Here is an 18148-nt window from a genome sequence, read left to right as displayed (position 1 = left end):
AGAAACAAAACATGAAAAAGATATTAATATTAGGTATCGCAATTAGTTTACTGTCCTCATGTGAGTTAGACAGAGAGCCATTTGGATCATATACACAAGACAAAATACAACAGGACAAAGAAGCTTCAATCGAAGTTTTACTTAACGGATGTTACGCACAATTAAAAGGCTGGTCGGATGTCATGCACCGTGTAGGGGAATATCCGGGAGACAACATCATGATTAGAGGAACTTCTACTGACTCTTTTTATTCTTTTATCTCCTACCAGCACATTCCTGATAACGGCAGATTATCTACTTTTTGGAACAATGGTTATAAAATCGTTTCACAGTCAAGTGATTTGATCAAAATTATCTCTGAAGGAGAAAGCCCGGCTGTTGATCAGCAATTAGGAGAAGCCTACTATTTAAGAGGTATGATCTATTTTTACCTTTGCCGTACTTACGGAAGACCCTATGCTCAATCACCTGAAACCAATTTAGGTGTGCCAATTGTAAATGGTTTACCAGCAGATGTTGCTAACCTGAGACTTCCGGATCGCTCTACTGTAAAAGCAACTTACGAACAGGCTATCAATGACTTGAAAAAAGCAGAAGCCCTTATGACCGTAGGAAAAGCAGCTACTTATGCAACCAAAGAGGCTGCACAAGCTATGCTTTCAAGAGTATACTTGTACATGAGTGGTACCTATGAAACTCCAAATCAGGAATATGCAACGCTTTCTATTGATTATGCCAAAAAAGTAATCATGAGTGGTAGATACAGCTTACTAAGCCGTGCAAACTTTATGAAATACAACACTTATGCACCCGATTCTGCAGAACAAACCGAAACTATTTTTGCTATAAAAAGAGTTGCTTCAGAATATTCCGGATTTGATCATTATTATGGTATTGGAGGAATGTATGCCAACATTCAGGGACAAGGATGGGGAGAAATGTATGCCAGTGGAGAATACCTTGACTTATTGAGAAAATCAGGACTGAAAAAAGATGCTCGTTGGGCTTTTATTGATCCGCAATATACCAAAGATGCCAGTGGAAATAAAACAGAAGCTTTCCGTTTTGTAACAGATGTTTTCAATGCGGCTGGTACGCAAACCGGATACAATTATGTGCAACAGCCTTTAAAAACAAAAGCTGATGGATCGTACTTTATTACCATTGGAACCACAGATTACAACCTTACCGTTGTAAATGCAGCCGATAACCAATACTCTATCGTATACCAAGGCAAAACCTATACAGGTGAGAAAGACTATATGATGCTTTTAAACCGTGTATATCCAATGTTTTACATCACAAAATGTTCTTTACAAAATAATGATTCACACCTGCACTCGCCTATCATCTCGAGATTAGCAGAAATGTACCTGAACATGGCCGAAGCTTATGCTAAAAAAGGAGATTATACCAATGCTTTAACCAACCTGAACATTATTCGTGAAAGAGCAATTGTTGGCGGAGGATATGCTTCTTTAAACAGCACAAACGCGGTACAGCGTATCGATGAAGAGCGTCAGTTAGAATTGGCTTTTGAAGCACATCGTGGTTACGACGTTTACAGAAACGGTCAAACGATGACACGCCGTTACCCTGGCCCTCATTTACCAATGAATGACGTTCCGGCTACAAGCCCTCGTGTGGTGCAATACATTCCACAATCAGAGATTAATGCTTACCCTGGGACTTTAACACAAAACCCATAGTTTTTTATTTTATTGTTTGTTTTGAAGCCTCTCTAATTTGGTCAATTAGAGAGGCTACTTTAAAAAAGAAGAATACATTTATAATAACTTAATCGCAACAAATGAAAAAAATAATATACCTGTTTTTTGCTTCTTTTCTAGTTTCGGTTTCCTGCGTTGGCAGCAATGATGATGTAACATCGGAAAATGAAACCATAGAAAATCCAAAGACAACAATTTCTCTGCCGCTTGGTGGAAATGCGTATAGTTCTAAACATTTAGACGGAAAAAATACCATTACCGACAATGGCATCGAAAACTGGACAGATTCCAACGAGTTTTTCACCGCCTATTTCAGAATTTCCAAACCCGGAACCTTTCAAATTACGGTAGAAGAATCTGTTGAAGTGTATGGAAAATCCGAACTCGAATTTTCGATTAATAATGAATCTAAAAAAGTAAACTTCACCACTTCAAAAAAGGCCGTTATCGCAGGAACCTGGAACCTTAAAAAAGAAGGATATATTGCTGTTAAAATAAAAGGAATCAGTAAAACCGGCGATCGTTTCCCGTCTATTAGTCGTCTAACGATTGCAAGTGCTGATTTTGACGGTAAAATCTCTTACGTACCCAACAACGAAGGCGACTTCTATCATTGGGGACGTCGCGGACCTTCTGTTCATTTAAACTATCAGACTCCCGAAAACACCAACACCGAGTGGTATTACAATGAAATTACCGTTCCTCAAAACGAAGACAAAATCGGGTCTTATTTTATGGCAAATGGTTTTGGCGAAGGTTACTTCGGAATTCAGGTAAACTCAGCTACCGAAAGAAGAATTTTATTCTCGGTATGGAGCCCGTTTACAACTGACGATCCTAACAGTATTCCTGAAACTCATAAAATTAAACTGCTGAAAAAAGGCGAAAATGTGCACACAGGCGAATTTGGTAACGAAGGCTCAGGAGGACAAAGCTACCTTAAATACAACTGGAAAGCAGGAAACACCTACAAGTTTTTACTTCGAGGACTGCCTGTCGGTAATAACACCACCACATATACCGCTTACTTTTACGCTCCCGAATTGAATAAATGGTTATTGATTGCCAGTTTTAATCGTCCTCAAACCAATACCTATTTGAAAAGATTTCATTCCTTTCTGGAAAATTTCATCCCGGAACAGGGAGATCTGTCCCGCAAAGTCCTTTTCAACAATCAATGGGTTTGCGACGACAAAGGCAACTGGTTCGAAATTAATTCAGTACGCTTTACAAACGACAACACAGGAGCAAAAGAATACAGAATGGATTTTGCCGGAGGAACTGAAAATGGTTTCTTTTATCTAAAAAACGGAGGCTTTTTTAATGACTATACCACGCCAAAAACTATTTTTACAAAACCATTAACGAATAAAAAACCGGAGATCAATTTTAATACATTACCCTAAAATACCTCACAACAATAATCCCCGATAATCGGATTTTAGATTATCAATCATTTCAAATCAAAATAATACATTATGAAAACTAGTATTTTAAAATTCATGTTAGCCGCCTGTATTCTGTTTGGAGGAACAAACGCATCGGCACAAATGATTAAAACCAAAACACCTGCCCGTGCAAAAGGTCAAACCGATGTTTTGCGTTTGGCAACAACACCACTACCTACCGTTCGTGTTGCCTTTATAGGTCTCGGAATGCGTGGTCCGGGAGCAGTAGAGCGCATGACACATATTCCGGGTGTAGAAATTGTCGCTTTATGCGATATGACACAGGAAAATACTTCTAAAGCAAACGAAACTTTAACCAAAGCCGGATTTCCTAAAGCTCAGGAATTTTACGGTGACGAAAATGCCTGGAGAAAAGTGACGGCTTTACCAAATGTTGATTTAGTATATGTTGCCACCGATTGGAAACACCATGCTATCATTGGTGTACAAGCGATGAAAGACGGTAAACACGTAGCCATAGAAGTTCCGGGAGCAATGACAATGGAAGAAATCTGGCAGCTTATTGATACTTCTGAGAAAACTCGTAAACACTGTATGCAACTTGAAAACTGTGTATACGATTTCTTCGAACTTACTACCTTAAACATGGCACAGCAAGGTCTATTTGGAGAAATTCTTCATGCCGAAGGATCTTACATCCACGGACTTCAGCCTTTCTGGGGAGAATACTGGAACAACTGGAGAATGGATTACAACATCAAACACCGTGGCGACATTTATGCTACTCACGGTATGGGACCCGCTTGTCAGGCTCTAAACATTCACCGTGGTGACAAAATGAACTTTTTAGTTTCTATGGATACGAAAGCGGTTGGAAATCCGGCATACATCAAAGAAAAATCAGGAAAAGAAATCAAAGATTTCAGAAATGGAGATCACACCATGACTATGATTCGTACGGAAAACGGAAAAACAATCCAAATCCAGCACGATGTTACCTCTCCTCGTCCGTACAGCAGAATGTACCAATTAAGCGGTACAAAAGGTTTTGCTAACAAATACCCGTTAGAAGGATATGCATTAGACGGTAAGGAATTAGGTGATGATGTAAAACCAAATCATGAAAAATTAAGCGCACACTCTTTTGTTCCTGCAGATGTGAAAAAAGCATTAATGGAAAAATACAAACACCCGATTGTAAAAAACATCGAAGAGCAGGCTAAAAAAGTGGGCGGTCACGGCGGAATGGATTTCGTAATGGATTACCGTTTGATTTACTGTCTACAAAAAGGACTTCCGTTAGATATGGACGTTTACGACTTAGCCGAATGGTCTTGTTTAGGTCCATTAACAGAGATTTCTCTTGACAACGGTTCTGCTCCTGTAGAAATTCCGGATTTCACGCGTGGCGGATGGAACAAGTTGAAAAAATTAGAATTTTCAGAATAAAAATTTATTGGTTAGTTAGTAGAAACAAGAGGGCGCGATTTATAGTGCTCTCTTGTTCATTATAGTCAACACTAATTTGAATTAAAGATGAAAAAAATATACCTTACCTTTCTGTTTCTTTCTCTTAGCCTTTGCGCAACAGCCCAAGAGAAACAAAGTTTTGCTATTGCCAATGGAAATTTCCTGCTCAACGGAAAACCCATACAAATTCATTCCGGTGAAATGCACTACTCCCGCATTCCACAGCCTTATTGGCGCCATCGCTTAAAAATGATGAAAGCAATGGGTTTAAATGCGGTCGCCACGTATGTATTTTGGAATTATCATGAAACGGCACCCGGAATCTGGGACTTCAAAACCGGAAATAAAAACCTGGCCGAATACATCAAAACAGCTCAGGAAGAGGGTTTATTCGTGATTTTACGCCCGGGGCCGTATGTGTGTGCCGAGTGGGAATTTGGAGGTTATCCCTGGTTTTTACAAAATGTTCGTGATATGGTTATTCGTGGAAACAACAAAGCTTATCTGAGCGCAACTAAAGCCTATTTTACCGAACTGTACAATCAGGTTAAGAATTTACAAATCACCAAAGGAGGCCCGATTATTATGGTTCAGGGGGAGAATGAATTTGGCTCGTATGTCGCACAACGCAAAGATGTTCCTCTTGAAGAACATAAAAAATACAGTGCGGCCGTTTTTCAACAATTGAAAGACATTGGTTTCGAAGTTCCGTTTTTTACTTCAGACGGAAGCTGGTTATTTGAAGGCGGAGCTTTACCGGGTGCTCTCCCAACGGCAAATGGAGAGAGCGATATTACAAAACTAAAAAACGTGGTCAACCAATTCAATAACGGGCAAGGTCCGTATATGGTTGCTGAATTTTATCCGGGTTGGCTGGATCATTGGGCTGAACCTTTTCCAACACAAACTCCTCAGGAAACTGTTGACCAAACACAAAAATATTTAGACCATCAGGTTTCATTCAACTACTATATGGTTCACGGAGGAACTAATTTTGGCTTTACTTCCGGAGCCAATTACGACAAAGAGCATGACATTCAGCCCGACATGACTTCTTACGATTATGATGCTCCCATTAGCGAGGCAGGTTGGGCAACCCCAAAATACAATGCGTTAAGAGCCATCCTCAAAACCAATGAAACTCCACCTGTTCCGGCAAAAATGCCCGTGATCACTATTCCGAACATAGCACTAACAAAGGCTATTGACTTAGCCGATTTAAAGTCTAAAATCCCTCCTGTAACGGCAGACAATCCTTTAACTTTTGAACAGCTCAATCAGGGAGACGGTTATGTTTGGTACAGCAAAAGATTTACACAGCCTATTAGCGGGAAACTGGAACTAAAAGGCCTACGTGATTATGCCATAGTGTATGTCAACGGAAAAAAAGTAGCAGAATTGAACCGCTATTACAAAAAATACGATTGTGAAATTGAAGTTCCCTTTAACGCAACACTAGATATTCTGGTAGAGAATATGGGGCGTATTAACTACGGTTCTCAAATTAATGCCAACAATAAAGGAATCATTAGCCCTGTAATAATCAATGGCGAAACCATTACCGGAAACTGGAAAATGTACCCGTTACCAATGGCTCAGGAACCGGATGTAACGGCTTACAAAAACTCAGGAAAAATCGACCGTCCTACGGTATATCAGGGAACCTTTAATCTGAGTAAAACCGGAGACACCTTCCTGGACATGCGCGACTGGGGCAAAGGAATTGTTTTTGTAAACGGAATCAACATTGGGCGTTACTGGAGCGTTGGTCCACAACAAACACTATATGTTCCGGGTTGCTGGCTTAAAAAAGGTAAAAACACCATTCAGATTTTCGAACAAAAAAACGGAAAAATTCAGAAGGAGGTAAAAACAATTAGCACTCCGATTTTAGAAGATTTAAAACCCGAAAACGGACAATAATACCAGAAAACATTAGAGTAAAATAGAAATAAAATTGATATAAAATTCTCTGTCAAAAAAAATCCCAAACTCCAACAAAAATTGGAATTTGGGATTTAAAATTTTAAAATATTGGATTTTAAATTACTTCCAGTTAAAAGTAATTTTCTTTTCAATTTCAGGGTTCAGACTTAAAAACACCGGACATGTCATTGCAGCGCGTTCCAAAATGGTTTTGCTTTTCTCATCGGCATCCCCTTTCATTTCAAAAGCAATTTCGATGGCTCCAATACGTCTCGGTTCTGCATTCATAATCTTCGTTACTTCGGCAGTTGAATCGACTAAATTTACATTCAGGTCACGGGCTTTAATTCCCATAATCGTCATCATACAACTTGCTAAAGCATTGGCAACAGTATCTGTGGGAGAAAAAGCTTCTCCTTTTCCGTTATTGTCTACAGGCGCATCCGAAATGATTTCACTTCCGGATTGCACATGGATTGATTTTGTTCTTAAATCGCCTAAATAGGTTACTTTTGATGTCATTAATTTGCTACTTTTAAAGTTAAATCATTATCGTAATATAAGATGTAAACACCTTTGTTTGCGTGTCCTCCATCCTCTTTTTTGTAAAATTGAAATTTGTTGTCAACTTGTTCAGTTGTCATTAAATCGGCTGTTTCCTGATAGGTTTTTCCCTGAACCAAACGCATCATGGTATCAAAAGTAACATCAAATCCTCTTGTAGCATAGGTATTTGGATTTACTTTATTTTTCAATCGGTACTCTTTTTCAAAAATCAAAACAGACTGTTCATCACTATCACGAGTAACGGACGGATACATCAATTTCAACTTAATTAAACTGTCAAAACTAATCTCGTCTGAATCCAGCGTATTGTTTGGCTCTAAAACTACCAACTGTATCTGACAGGTTTTTTGAGCATCTGTCAAAGCTTTTATAGTCGTTCTAACCATTGCTGTATTGGCCGATTCCATAACGACATAGTTCATTCTGTTAGGCAATAACAAACTTTTTAAATTCGCCACATCCAGAGCTCCGGTTTCAGTCAGATTAGCAAACACAACTCCTTTTTGGTTTTGTTTGATATAACTGATCACTGATTCTTTCTTTTTGTCTACAACTGCAACGATGTTTCCATTCTTCCCTCTCATATAATCAAAAACGGCATTTCGCACCACATCGTTTGATGGAATCGTCTGATACAAATTATCAATTGGGTTGGCTTTGTCTTTTGATAATGGAGAAATCACAGGAATATTATACAAACGCAATGTATTGGCAGTAGATTCGGCATTACTTTGATAAAAAGGTCCCACTACAGCATTGGCATCCTGCAATTTATTCTGAGCCATTAAACCTGAAACATTAGAACTATTTTTTGTCTCCTGAGAATCATAAATTGCAACATCGATTGGCAACTTTAAAGTTCTTGCTGAATCGATTGCCATCAAAGCTCCCGAATAAAAATCAAGCGTCATGTTCAAAAATTTATCGCTCTTAATTCTACTGGCAGCACTGATAGTATCCCCCTGCATTTTCGCTAAATTGAATGGCAATAATAAAACTAATTTCTTACGTTCGTTCTCCCCTCTTTTTTTAGTCAGTTCCACCACTTCCGGATTCGCGGAAACAGTTTCAGATTTAACTTTATCTACCACTTTAATTCCTGCTGTATTTTCAGCTGGCTTTTCAATGGTCTTTTCAATAGTTTTTTCAACTTCTTTTTCAGCAGGTTGTTGGTGTACGATAATTGGTGTTGGCGCCACGTATCCTGCCGGAACTTTTAAAACCATTCCCTCTTTTACACCTTCAGAAAGTGCCGGATTTAAGGCCGTTAATTCTTCCTGAGTAATATGGAAAGTATGCGTTAAACTATAAAAAGTTTCTTTTGGTTTCACCTGATACTCCATATAAGAAGTTGCTTTTTTCGAAGTTTCCACTGCTTTTTTTGTTTCAGCCGGTTTTACAACAGCAGCCGCAGACGGAGCAGAAGTTTCTACTTTAGGAGCAGTTCCTTTGATCGTCAGACGATAACCAACTGGAAGGTTTGAAACAATTTCAGGGTTACGTTTTTCTAATTCTTCAATAGTCATTCCATATTGTTTTGCAATTGAAAATTTAGTTTCTTTTGCTACCACATCATGGTAAACATACTTTTCCGGTGCTGCCGACTTCGGTTTCACTGAAGTTGAAACAGTTGTTTTCACCGCACTTCCTTTTGACGGAATCTCAAGAGTTTGTCCAATCTGCAAACCATCTTTCACCAAAAAAGGATTAGCTGCTTTTAAAGCTTCATCCGTAACATTATATTTTTTCTCAATGCCAAACAAAGTTTCTTTTGGCTGTACTTCATGCGTAATTGTTTTTCCTGAATTTGAACTTTTCACCGGAGCAACATCATTTTTAACTGCTGTTTTAGCACCGCTTGTCGGAATCAATAAAACGGTATTGGGTTTTACTCCATTTCTGGCATCCGGATTTAGGGAATAAATATCATAAGGCGTAACCTTAAATTTAACAGCAATCTGGTTAATAGTTTCTCCGCTTGAAACCGTATATTTAACCACCTTTTCTTGTGAAAATGCGGAACTGGTTGCAAAAAAAATCAGAGACAATAATGTTGAATAATATTTCATAATAAAGCTTAAAACAATTTAATTCCTAATTCAAAAACAAGTTACAAAATTCTCTGTAAAACAAAATCCCTGCCACTTGTTTTTTCTGCATTGCTTATTCTCTAAGATCAATCTCGACCTTAGCAATACTCACCTCTTTATATAACTCATCTTCCTCTTTTTTCTTGCATTGATATAGTACTTCTTCCATATTTTGGTACTTATCGGAGTACACATAGTACGAAAGACTATTAATATTAAAAAAGAAACTGGCGTTAAAATCGCCGGAATCAATGAGTTTCGTAATGAGCTTATCCCTTAGCGTTGCGTCTGTAAATATACCCAAAACTAAGTAATAGCCGTTTGAAACTTCGCGAAGATTATCAAAAACTTCCACCTTTATCGTTTTGTCCCTTTTAAGCGGATTTTCCTTTAACTCCTGTTTCATTTCTTCCGATGAGATAATTTTTGAATCGCCAATGAATCCGTTTTTTTTCTGATTTTTAATCGCCTGATCCTGATACTTTTTCAATTTCAGCAAAGCCACTTTATCATCAAAATTTCGGGCTTCCATACTATAGTAGGAGGCTTTACTGATATGTCTCTTCACTTCGATCTTCTTCTGATTATCCAGTGAGTCAATTTTAGCAATCAAGAGCTGATTCTTAGCGTCACCCTGCTCCTGCTCTATTTTGTACTGCTTTATTTCTTCCAATGAAAGACGTTGTTGCAATGAAGCCGGATTATTATTTTTTTCGCTTTCGCGGATTTTCTTCTTGTATTCCTGGTTTTCGGCTACAGCGATTTTTTCGACTTTATTCATTAAACCGGCATAGACTTTTCGGTTTTCTGCCAACTCTTTTTTTAACTGAGACGATAATTCATTCGTTTTCCCAATACTTTCGTAAGATTGTTTTTCCAGTCTTTTTGATTCGTCAACATTTAAAATATCCAGTCTTTTCAAATCGACCAGATCATCATTCATCGTACGAACCAGCGAATCCAGTTTCGCCATTAAAACATCCTGCACATTTTTATTAGCTTCCAGTACCAATCGCAATTTTTCAACTGAATTTTCTTTTGAGCCATTCATGTCATTCAGATTGATTTTCAAATCATTAATTTTTATAATTTTCTGATTCATTTCTTTCTGAACAACCAAACGGTCTTTCAAATCTTCCAATTCGACTGTTTTGGCTTTTGTTTTTTCCACCACTACCTGCTTTTCGGCCAGAGCAATCATCAGTTCTTCGCTTTCATTTGTCGGCTTTACACCTTTTGTATTAATGGCCAGCTTATTTCCAACAATCAGTCCGTTTACGATTTCAGGATTCTGCGATTCCAGCTGATCAATCGAAATTCCATATTTTTTAGCGATCGAAAACTTCGTTTCTTTAGGCTCGACCACATGAAAAACAGTTTCCTGATTGATGACACGAACTCGTCCGTCTAAAGTTTTTCGTTTATTCGGAATCGCAATAGTCTGTCCAACTTGTAGTCCATTTTGAAGAAGATTTTTATTTCCATTTTCCAAATCCAAAACCGAAACATTATACTGTCTCGCAATACTAAATAAAGATTCTTTTGCCACAACCTGATGGCTGACTTTTGAAGAAATTGTACTTTCAGTTTGAGAAAGATCTCCGGAACCTTGCGGAATAATTAGTTGCTGACCAATCTGAAGTCCGTTGGTAAGAATCGCCTGATTGGCATTCTGAAGAGCTTCCACCGAAATGTTATACTGTTTTGCTAAACCAAAAAGAGTTTCTTTTGCGCCAACAACATGAATAATCTGCTGACTGGAATTTGGTTTTTCAGAGGAATGAACAGGAATCTTGATCGTCTGATCGTCTTTGATTCCGTTTTGTGATTCGGGGTTAAGTTTGTAAATTTCTTCTACTGAAACCTTGTACTTTTGGGCAATAAAGTAAGCAGTTTCCCCCTTTTGAATCCGATGCTCAATAATTGAATCTTGCGCAGTTATTTTGTTAAAAGACAAAACAAACACAAGAGAAATCGTTAAAAATTCTCTCATAAATAGTAGGTTTAAAAAATTAAGGCGTTACAAATGTAACGCCTTAATTTTAAAAAATAGTACTATTCCCACTCAATTGTTGCTGGTGGTTTTGAGCTGATATCGTAAACCACACGATTCACGCCTTTTACTTTATTGATAATATCGTTAGACACTTTCATTAAGAAATCATACGGTAAATGAACCCAGTCGGCCGTCATACCATCTGTTGATTCTACAGCTCTTAGCGCTACTACTTTTTCGTAAGTACGCTCATCGCCCATTACACCAACACTGTTTACCGGAAGCAAGATTGCTCCTGCCTGCCAAACTTTGTCATACAATCCCCATGATTTTAATCCGTCAATAAAAACGGCATCCACATCTTGTAGAATCTGAACTTTTTCCGGAGTAATATCTCCTAAAATTCTAATTGATAATCCTGGTCCCGGGAAAGGGTGTCTTCCTAATAATTCAGGATCTATTCCTAAAGTAGCTCCCACTCTTCGAACTTCGTCTTTGAACAACATTCGAAGTGGTTCTACAATTTTTAATTTCATATAATCCGGCAATCCACCTACGTTATGGTGCGACTTGATCGTTGCCGATGGTCCTTTTACCGAAACTGACTCAATAACATCAGGATAAATAGTTCCCTGCGCCAGCCATTTTACATCTTCGATTAAATGCGATTCATCATCAAAAACTTCGATAAATACACGGCCAATTGTTTTACGTTTGGTTTCAGGATCACTGATTCCTGCTAATTCTGACAGAAAACGATCGCCTGCATCTACTCCTTTTACGTTCAATCCCATTCCTTTGTATTGATTCAATACATTTTCGAATTCGTTTTTACGCAAAAGTCCATTATTAACAAAAACGCAATATAAATTTTGTCCAATTGCTTTGTTTAATAGCACTGCAGCAACAGTAGAATCTACTCCTCCTGACAATCCTAAAACCACTTTATCATTTCCTAATTTCTCTTTTAACTCCGCTACCATTTCTTCTACGAAAGCTCCTGGTGTAAAGTTTTGAGGAACATCAGCGATATCTACTAAAAAGTTTTTCAGCATTTTTGATCCATCAGTAGAGTGAAAAACTTCAGGATGGTATTGAATAGCATAAGTAGTTTCACCTTCAATTTTATAAGCAGCAAATTCTACATCATGTGTGCTTGCTAATTTTACAGCATTGGTTGGTAAAGCTTTGATACTATCACTATGGCTCATCCAAACCTGGCTGTTTTCAGAAACTCCGTTGAAGAAAACTTCATTCTCTTTAATATAAGACAAATTAGCTCTTCCATATTCTCTGGTGTTCGAAGCTGCTACTTCACCTCCACTAAAATGAGCTAAGTATTGTGCTCCGTAACAAACTGCTAACATTGGAAGCTTGCCTCGAATTTGAGATAAATCAGGATGTGGAGCATCTTCTGCACGAACAGAAAAAGGACTTCCTCCTAAAATTACGGCTTTATAAGGTGATAAATCACTAGGAAAGTGATTGTAAGGGAAAATTTCGCAGAATATATTTAATTCGCGAACTCTACGCGCAATAAGCTGAGTATATTGCGATCCGAAATCTAAAATAAGTACGTTGTGTTGCATGCGCAAAAGTACTTTTTATATTCGAATTTGAAAAATCAGAACGCCGAAAAAATAAATATTTTTTTTCAACGTTCTGATTTTAGAGGCGCAAAGACTCAAAGCAACAAAGATTCGAAGGTTTACTAAAATTAAGAAAAACATTTGCTTTGTTCCTATGAACCTTTGCATCTTTGAACCTGTAAATAAAAAAATCCAAAAACCAATTTATTTCGTACGTAACGAAAAACCCAAATTAAAATTCAACTATGAAATCAAAATTAATTGCCCTTTCTCTCTTTTTGTCTTTGTTTTTAAGCTCTTGTGATGCTGTAGATAATTTATTGACTTTTACGATTTCAAACGAAACTTCGATCCAGATAAAGAGTACTTCCCCTATCAATTTACCTTCGGAAATTATCACTCCGGATGTCACTACAAATTCTTCTGCCGAGTTTGAGAACAATAAAACCAAAGCCAGTTTAGTAAAAGATGTTAAACTGAAATCGCTTAAACTAATGATTACAAATCCAACCGATAAAACATTTACGTTTTTAAAATCGGTTCATTTGTATATTTCTACGACAGATTCTGATGAAATAGAACTTGCTTATCAGGATAATATCAATACCTCCACCAACAGCATCGATTTGATTTGTACCGATGCAAGACTGGATCAATACATTAAAGCAGATAAATACAAAATCAGAACAAAAGTTACTTTGAAAGAAACGCTTACTAAAGATGTAACTGTAAAAGCAGAAATGAAGTTTAGAGTGACTGCGGATCCATTTTAGAAAAAAGGTTCTGAGGTTCTGAGATACTAAGGTTCTAAGTTCTTTTTAGAAAGACTTGGAACCTTAGTTGCTTAATCCCTTAAAATCTCAAAAAAACTGCTTTGAGGTTACCCCAATAATCACGTAGTTATTATTTATTAAAAACTTAGAACCTTAGCATCTCAGAACCTTAGTACCTTAAAAAACTATTCTTTTGTCACAACAATCGAAGCCTTAAATCCCGCGGCAAGGTTATCCCAGTAATCATTGGTTACCAATTGTCCTTTATCATCATAAACCTGGATTTCTGCAGTGTTTCCGCCCAATGTACCGATATTTAAAGCTTCAAAATCTAATTTATTAAACCCTGCTGCAAGGTTTATTTTTACTTCTTTAAAATTGGACCCCAATAGTATCTGACTGGCAATTACGGCATCATTTGATGAAACTTTGACCAAATCGCCATCGATGGCTCCGAAGTCTCTTAATTTTACAATGAAATATTGTGATTTTGTTCTAAAATCTCCCAAAGAGATATTTCTTTTTATTAATGTTCCGCGTCCTTCTTTCAAACCGACATCTCTTAAAGCTTTGTCTAAATCTTTCTCCATTTTGGGCACGTAACGATCTCCCGGATTGGCAAAATCAGTTTCGGTAGACATGGTGAACTTACTTTTCTCTGCCCCAATCTGAAATTGAGATTTTGGAGTAATACTGGTATTGTCAAAAACATTAGGTGTTTTAATCCCCGGCATGTCCAGATTTTCACCCTGAGGGTCTTTTATTTCCGGAATTGGAGTCTTTTTGGGTTTTGCCCCAAATTTAGGTGCTGCAATGGGCTTGAATTTAGTTCCAAATTCCTTTTGCGCCGATACGGTAACAGCAGTAAAAAATAATATGAAGAATAAAATGTGTTTCATTGAAAAAGTATTATCGAATCGGCTTTTATGTTTGCTTTAAAACGGGATCTGGAATCACAAAAATAGCATAATATAGTTAAGCACTACAACTTTAAGACTTTTATAACACTATATTATGCCTTTTTTTGGAATCAAAAAACCTGCCAAAAACTGCAAATTCTAAATCCCAAACTCAAAATTCCAAATTCCAAATTCTAATATTGCAAATCAATCGGGGGACTTCTGAAACTATGTAAATGTTATTTTTTTAATATTCGAAAAACATCGTTTTGATAATTAGCAACTTATTCCTAACTTCAATCTTTCAAAGAGAGATACTAAAAATTAAACTCATATCGTAAATCGGACACCTCGGAACTTCGATTATTTTTCAATTTAGAATAATAAATCAAAAAACACACCTCTGTTCTGACTGTTTAAAACATCTGTCGAAATAGCTAATTTATTAAATTTTCAATCCATGGATTATATTGATTATTACAAAGTATTAGAAATCACAAAATCTGCAACTGAAGCTGAAATCAAAAAGGCGTATCGAAAACTGGCGCGAAAATACCATCCTGATTTAAACCCCAATGACAAGGAAGCGGAGAAAAAATTCAAAGAAATAAATGAGGCTAACGAAGTTTTAAGTAATCCCGAAAATCGTAAAAAATACGACAAGTACGGAAAAGACTGGAAACATGCCGACGAGTTTGAAAAAGCAGGTTACGATCCTAATCAACAGCAATATTCCCGACAACAGCAAGGCAATCAAGGCTACACTGATTTTGGTGGCGGAAACTTTTCCGAAAGTGATTTCTCTGATTTCTTCAATTCTATGTACGGCTCTTCAGGGAGAAGTTCCAGAGGTCAGGCAAAATACAGAGGTCAGGATTTTAATGCCGAATTACAGTTAGATTTAGCATCCGCTTACACGACTCACAAGCAGAATCTAAGTGTTAATGGAAAAAATATCCGAATCACCATTCCGGCCGGAGTCGAAAACGGACAGATTATTAAAATTCCAAATCATGGTGCACCCGGCGCAAATGGTGGTCCAAATGGCGATTTATACATCACTTTTTTAATTGATAATGATTCCGATTTTAAGCGGGAAGGCCATAATTTATATGCCGATGTTGAACTGGATTTATACACCGCTATTTTAGGAGGAGAAATTTTCGTAAAGACTTTTGACGGAAAAGTAAAAATAAAAGTCCCGGCCGAAACTCAGCCCGGAACTAAAATAAAATTAAAAGGCAAAGGCTTTCCGGTATACAAAAAAGAAAATCAGTTTGGTGATTTATACATTACTTACACTATAAAAATCCCAACCCAACTGTCTGCCAAAGAAAAAGAATTATTTGAAGAACTAGCTAAACTAAGAAATCATGAGCAGTAAAAACTTAATCCATATTAAACAATTTTGCGTGTATCACGAAATTGAGAACACCTTTATAACGGAGTTGCATAATTACGGTTTGGTAAAAATTATACTACTTGAAGAAGACGAATATTTCCAACCGGAACAATTACCAACTGTTGAGAAAATGATACGTCTTCATTATGATTTGAAAATTAATCTTGAAGGCCTGGATGTAATCGCAAACTTATTGAGCAAAATCGAAGGATTGCAGCAAGACCTTACTGCTACCCAAAATAAACTTCGTCTCTACGAACAGCATCAAATCGAGTAAAGAACAATTTGACGCTTTAAAATATCACAAAAAAGAAGGAATTCCGAAATGATTTCAATTCAATCGTACTCTTTTTCATTGGCATATTTTATAAATTGCGACTCTATTAACCAATCCGAATTTGCCTTAAAAACAAAGAAGTAAATTCAATAAACCAAAAGAAATGAAAAGAGAAAACATCTTAACAGGATCTCCTTGGGAAGACAAAATGGGATATTGTCGTGCCGTAAGAATTGGCAACATCATTGAAGTTTCAGGAACTGTAGCTATTGTTGATGGTGAAAAAGTAAAAGCTAATGACGCTTATGCTCAAACCTACAACATCCTGGAACGTGTTGAAAAAGTTTTAGAAGATTTAAATGTTGGAATGAAAGATGTGATCAGAACGCGAATTTTCACTACTGATATTTCGACTTTCGAAGAAGTAGCAAGAGCGCATTCTTCCTTTTTTAAAGATGTAAAACCAACAACCGGGTTCTATGAAATCAGCAAACTGGTTGCTCCCGAATATTTAGTTGAAATTGAATTTACGGCTGTTGTTCAATAATTTTTCGGGCCGAATTTCACGACTTTTTCTATTTTAACAATTTATAACGTTAAAAAATGTTTTAATTCGATAAAATTCGTGAAATTCGTGGCGAAAATTTTTCTTACAATATTTAATGACCTCTCAAAGACTACAAGAACTACTACTGACCACTTTCAAATGGATTTTAATATGCGTTTTGATCGGTATTTTGTCCGGATCTGCTTCTGCACTTTTCTTAGTTTCCCTTGAATGGGTTACGCAATTTAGAATTCAGCACGACTGGCTAATCTGGCTTTTACCTTTTGGTGGATTATTAGTAGGATTTAGTTATCATTACTGGGGAGAATCTGTTGTAAAAGGCAATAATTTATTGCTCGAAGAATACGAAACCCCAAAAAAAGTCATTCCTTTTAAAATGGCTCCTCTAGTGCTTTTAGGAACCTTACTAACCCATTTATTTGGAGGTTCGGCAGGACGTGAAGGCACAGCAGTACAAATGGGCGGTGCTATCGCCGATCAATTTACAAAGCTTTTCAATTTGGATAATACCGAACGCAGAGTTCTCATTATCCTCGGAATCAGTGCCGGTTTCGCCTCTGTTTTTGGAACTCCGCTTGCAGGAGCGATTTTTGCCTTGGAGGTTCTGTATTTCAGTAAAATTAATTTCAAAAGTATTCTTCTCTCCTTCTTAGTCGCTTATGCTGCTTACTTCACTGTCGAATTCTGGCAGGTAAAACATACCCATTACAACATTCCCGTTGTTCCTGAAATTAGTCTAACCACTTTATGTTATGTACTTTTAATCGGTCTTTTGTCCGGTTTTGCAGCTCTGCTTTTCTCGAGAAGCACCCATTTCTGGGGTTCCCTTTTCTCCAAAAACATCAAATATCCTCCACTCCGTCCTTTTATTGGCGGAATTGTTTTGTCTATTGCCATTGCTGGTTTCGGACTCACAAAATTCTCTGGTTTGGGAGTTCCGGTAATTGTCGATTCCTTTACAAATGCTAATCTCTGGTACGATTTTCTGCTTAAAATTCTATTCACCGGATTTACTCTCGGCGCAGGATTTAAAGGTGGCGAAGTCACTCCATTGTTCTTTGTAGGAGCAACTTTAGGGAGTGCTTTGTCTCTGGTGATTCCATTACCCATTGCTTTTTTAGCGGGTTTGGGATTTGTCGCAGTGTTTTCAGGAGCCACACACACTCCTATTGCCTGTACCATTATGGGAATGGAACTTTTTGGAATTCAGCCTGGATTGTTCATCGCCATTGCATGCGTTATAGCGTATTTCTCCTCCGGTTCTGTTGGAATTTACAAATCACAAATTGTAAAAGGAGCTAAGTATAAGTTGTATCAGAGACTACAGCGAAAAGAACTGGAAAACCTCTAGTACGCTATAAGCTATAAGCTTTACGCTTTAGGCTTTCGACTTTGGACTTTGGACTTTAGACTTTGAACTTTCGACTTTCGACTTTGGACTTTGGACTTTGA

The 18148-nt window shown here is 37.3% G+C and carries 14 protein-coding genes; 9 read left to right on the top strand and 5 right to left on the bottom strand.

All coding sequences use genetic code 11. The annotated features are described in order from the left end of the window. Window positions 1–11: 11 nt before the first annotated feature. The 4 genes from M4I44_RS12090 (at window position 12) to M4I44_RS12075 (ending at window position 6532) form a co-directional block, all read left to right on the top strand. A complete protein-coding gene (locus M4I44_RS12090; protein ID WP_017497325.1) occupies window positions 12–1709 on the top strand; it encodes a RagB/SusD family nutrient uptake outer membrane protein in 1698 nt (565 codons plus the stop codon). 101 nt (window positions 1710–1810) lie between these two features. Then, entirely contained in the window at window positions 1811–3136 is a 1326-nt protein-coding gene (locus tag M4I44_RS12085) for a DUF3472 domain-containing protein (RefSeq protein ID WP_249964848.1), read from the top strand. Window positions 3137–3232: 96 nt separating this feature from the next. Beyond that, window positions 3233–4588, top strand: coding sequence for a Gfo/Idh/MocA family protein (locus tag M4I44_RS12080; RefSeq protein WP_198288053.1), 1356 nt, complete (start codon window positions 3233–3235; stop codon window positions 4586–4588). An 87-nt stretch (window positions 4589–4675) separates the two neighbouring features. Then, a complete protein-coding gene (locus M4I44_RS12075) occupies window positions 4676–6532 on the top strand; it encodes a beta-galactosidase (protein ID WP_249964847.1) in 1857 nt (618 codons plus the stop codon). Window positions 6533–6655: 123 nt separating this feature from the next. Here the strand turns inward: M4I44_RS12075 and M4I44_RS12070 are convergent, their stop codons facing one another. From M4I44_RS12070 to guaA, 4 genes are all read right to left on the bottom strand, one after another. After that, the gene (locus tag M4I44_RS12070) at window positions 6656–7057 is read right to left on the bottom strand and encodes an OsmC family protein (protein WP_017497321.1); all 402 of its coding nucleotides are present in this window, start codon (window positions 7055–7057) and stop codon (window positions 6656–6658) included. Beyond that, on the bottom strand, window positions 7057–9171 hold the full coding sequence (locus M4I44_RS12065; RefSeq protein ID WP_249964846.1) for a LysM peptidoglycan-binding domain-containing protein: 2115 nt from the start codon (window positions 9169–9171) through the stop codon (window positions 7057–7059). The genes M4I44_RS12070 and M4I44_RS12065 overlap by 1 nt, the downstream gene beginning before the upstream one ends. A gap of 94 nt (window positions 9172–9265) precedes the next feature. Beyond that, window positions 9266–11185, bottom strand: a complete 1920-nt coding sequence (locus M4I44_RS12060; protein WP_249964845.1) for a LysM peptidoglycan-binding domain-containing protein — start codon at window positions 11183–11185, stop codon at window positions 9266–9268. 62 nt (window positions 11186–11247) lie between these two features. Then, window positions 11248–12777 (bottom strand): glutamine-hydrolyzing GMP synthase, encoded by a 1530-nt coding sequence (guaA, locus tag M4I44_RS12055; RefSeq protein ID WP_017497318.1) that lies wholly within the window; start codon window positions 12775–12777, stop codon window positions 11248–11250. Window positions 12778–13022: 245 nt separating this feature from the next. Here guaA and M4I44_RS12050 point away from each other — a divergent pair, with 245 nt between their 5' ends. Beyond that, a complete protein-coding gene (locus tag M4I44_RS12050) occupies window positions 13023–13550 on the top strand; it encodes a hypothetical protein (RefSeq protein WP_249964844.1) in 528 nt (175 codons plus the stop codon). Window positions 13551–13735: 185 nt separating this feature from the next. Here the strand turns inward: M4I44_RS12050 and M4I44_RS12045 are convergent, their stop codons facing one another. Continuing rightward, window positions 13736–14449 carry a hypothetical protein gene (locus tag M4I44_RS12045; protein ID WP_249964843.1) on the bottom strand — a complete coding sequence of 238 codons (714 nt, stop codon included), beginning with the start codon at window positions 14447–14449 and terminating at the stop codon, window positions 13736–13738. 460 nt (window positions 14450–14909) lie between these two features. On the opposite strand from M4I44_RS12045, the gene M4I44_RS12040 reads away from it, so the two are divergent. The 4 genes from M4I44_RS12040 (at window position 14910) to M4I44_RS12025 (ending at window position 18047) form a co-directional block, all read left to right on the top strand. After that, on the top strand, window positions 14910–15833 hold the full coding sequence (locus M4I44_RS12040) for a DnaJ C-terminal domain-containing protein (RefSeq protein WP_249964842.1): 924 nt from the start codon (window positions 14910–14912) through the stop codon (window positions 15831–15833). Continuing rightward, window positions 15823–16128, top strand: a complete 306-nt coding sequence (locus M4I44_RS12035; RefSeq protein WP_017497313.1) for a chaperone modulator CbpM — start codon at window positions 15823–15825, stop codon at window positions 16126–16128. Before M4I44_RS12040 ends, M4I44_RS12035 begins: the two co-directional genes overlap by 11 nt. Window positions 16129–16291: 163 nt before the next feature. Beyond that, window positions 16292–16675 carry a RidA family protein gene (locus M4I44_RS12030; protein ID WP_017497312.1) on the top strand — a complete coding sequence of 128 codons (384 nt, stop codon included), beginning with the start codon at window positions 16292–16294 and terminating at the stop codon, window positions 16673–16675. A 115-nt stretch (window positions 16676–16790) separates the two neighbouring features. Beyond that, on the top strand, window positions 16791–18047 hold the full coding sequence (locus M4I44_RS12025; RefSeq protein WP_249964841.1) for a voltage-gated chloride channel family protein: 1257 nt from the start codon (window positions 16791–16793) through the stop codon (window positions 18045–18047). Window positions 18048–18148: the final 101 nt, after the last annotated feature.

It is taken from the genome of Flavobacterium sp. B183, from assembly GCF_023539155.1.
GTDB classification, from domain to species: domain Bacteria; phylum Bacteroidota; class Bacteroidia; order Flavobacteriales; family Flavobacteriaceae; genus Flavobacterium; species Flavobacterium tructae.
This window is presented reverse-complemented; position numbering and strand designations above follow the sequence as displayed.

What these genes read in the sequence shown, in the direction of transcription:
- M4I44_RS12090 (WP_017497325.1), top strand. Translation starts at nt 12, where the DNA reads ATGAAAAAGATATTAATATTAGGTATCGCAATTAGTTTACTGTCCTCA.
- M4I44_RS12085 (WP_249964848.1), top strand. Translation starts at nt 1,811, where the DNA reads ATGAAAAAAATAATATACCTGTTTTTTGCTTCTTTTCTAGTTTCGGTT.
- M4I44_RS12080 (WP_198288053.1), top strand. Translation starts at nt 3,233, where the DNA reads ATGTTAGCCGCCTGTATTCTGTTTGGAGGAACAAACGCATCGGCACAA.
- M4I44_RS12075 (WP_249964847.1), top strand. Translation starts at nt 4,676, where the DNA reads ATGAAAAAAATATACCTTACCTTTCTGTTTCTTTCTCTTAGCCTTTGC.
- M4I44_RS12070 (WP_017497321.1), bottom strand. Translation starts at nt 7,057, where the DNA reads ATGACATCAAAAGTAACCTATTTAGGCGATTTAAGAACAAAATCAATC.
- M4I44_RS12065 (WP_249964846.1), bottom strand. Translation starts at nt 9,171, where the DNA reads ATGAAATATTATTCAACATTATTGTCTCTGATTTTTTTTGCAACCAGT.
- M4I44_RS12060 (WP_249964845.1), bottom strand. Translation starts at nt 11,185, where the DNA reads ATGAGAGAATTTTTAACGATTTCTCTTGTGTTTGTTTTGTCTTTTAAC.
- guaA (WP_017497318.1), bottom strand. Translation starts at nt 12,777, where the DNA reads ATGCAACACAACGTACTTATTTTAGATTTCGGATCGCAATATACTCAG.
- M4I44_RS12050 (WP_249964844.1), top strand. Translation starts at nt 13,023, where the DNA reads ATGAAATCAAAATTAATTGCCCTTTCTCTCTTTTTGTCTTTGTTTTTA.
- M4I44_RS12045 (WP_249964843.1), bottom strand. Translation starts at nt 14,449, where the DNA reads ATGAAACACATTTTATTCTTCATATTATTTTTTACTGCTGTTACCGTA.
- M4I44_RS12040 (WP_249964842.1), top strand. Translation starts at nt 14,910, where the DNA reads ATGGATTATATTGATTATTACAAAGTATTAGAAATCACAAAATCTGCA.
- M4I44_RS12035 (WP_017497313.1), top strand. Translation starts at nt 15,823, where the DNA reads ATGAGCAGTAAAAACTTAATCCATATTAAACAATTTTGCGTGTATCAC.
- M4I44_RS12030 (WP_017497312.1), top strand. Translation starts at nt 16,292, where the DNA reads ATGAAAAGAGAAAACATCTTAACAGGATCTCCTTGGGAAGACAAAATG.
- M4I44_RS12025 (WP_249964841.1), top strand. Translation starts at nt 16,791, where the DNA reads ATGACCTCTCAAAGACTACAAGAACTACTACTGACCACTTTCAAATGG.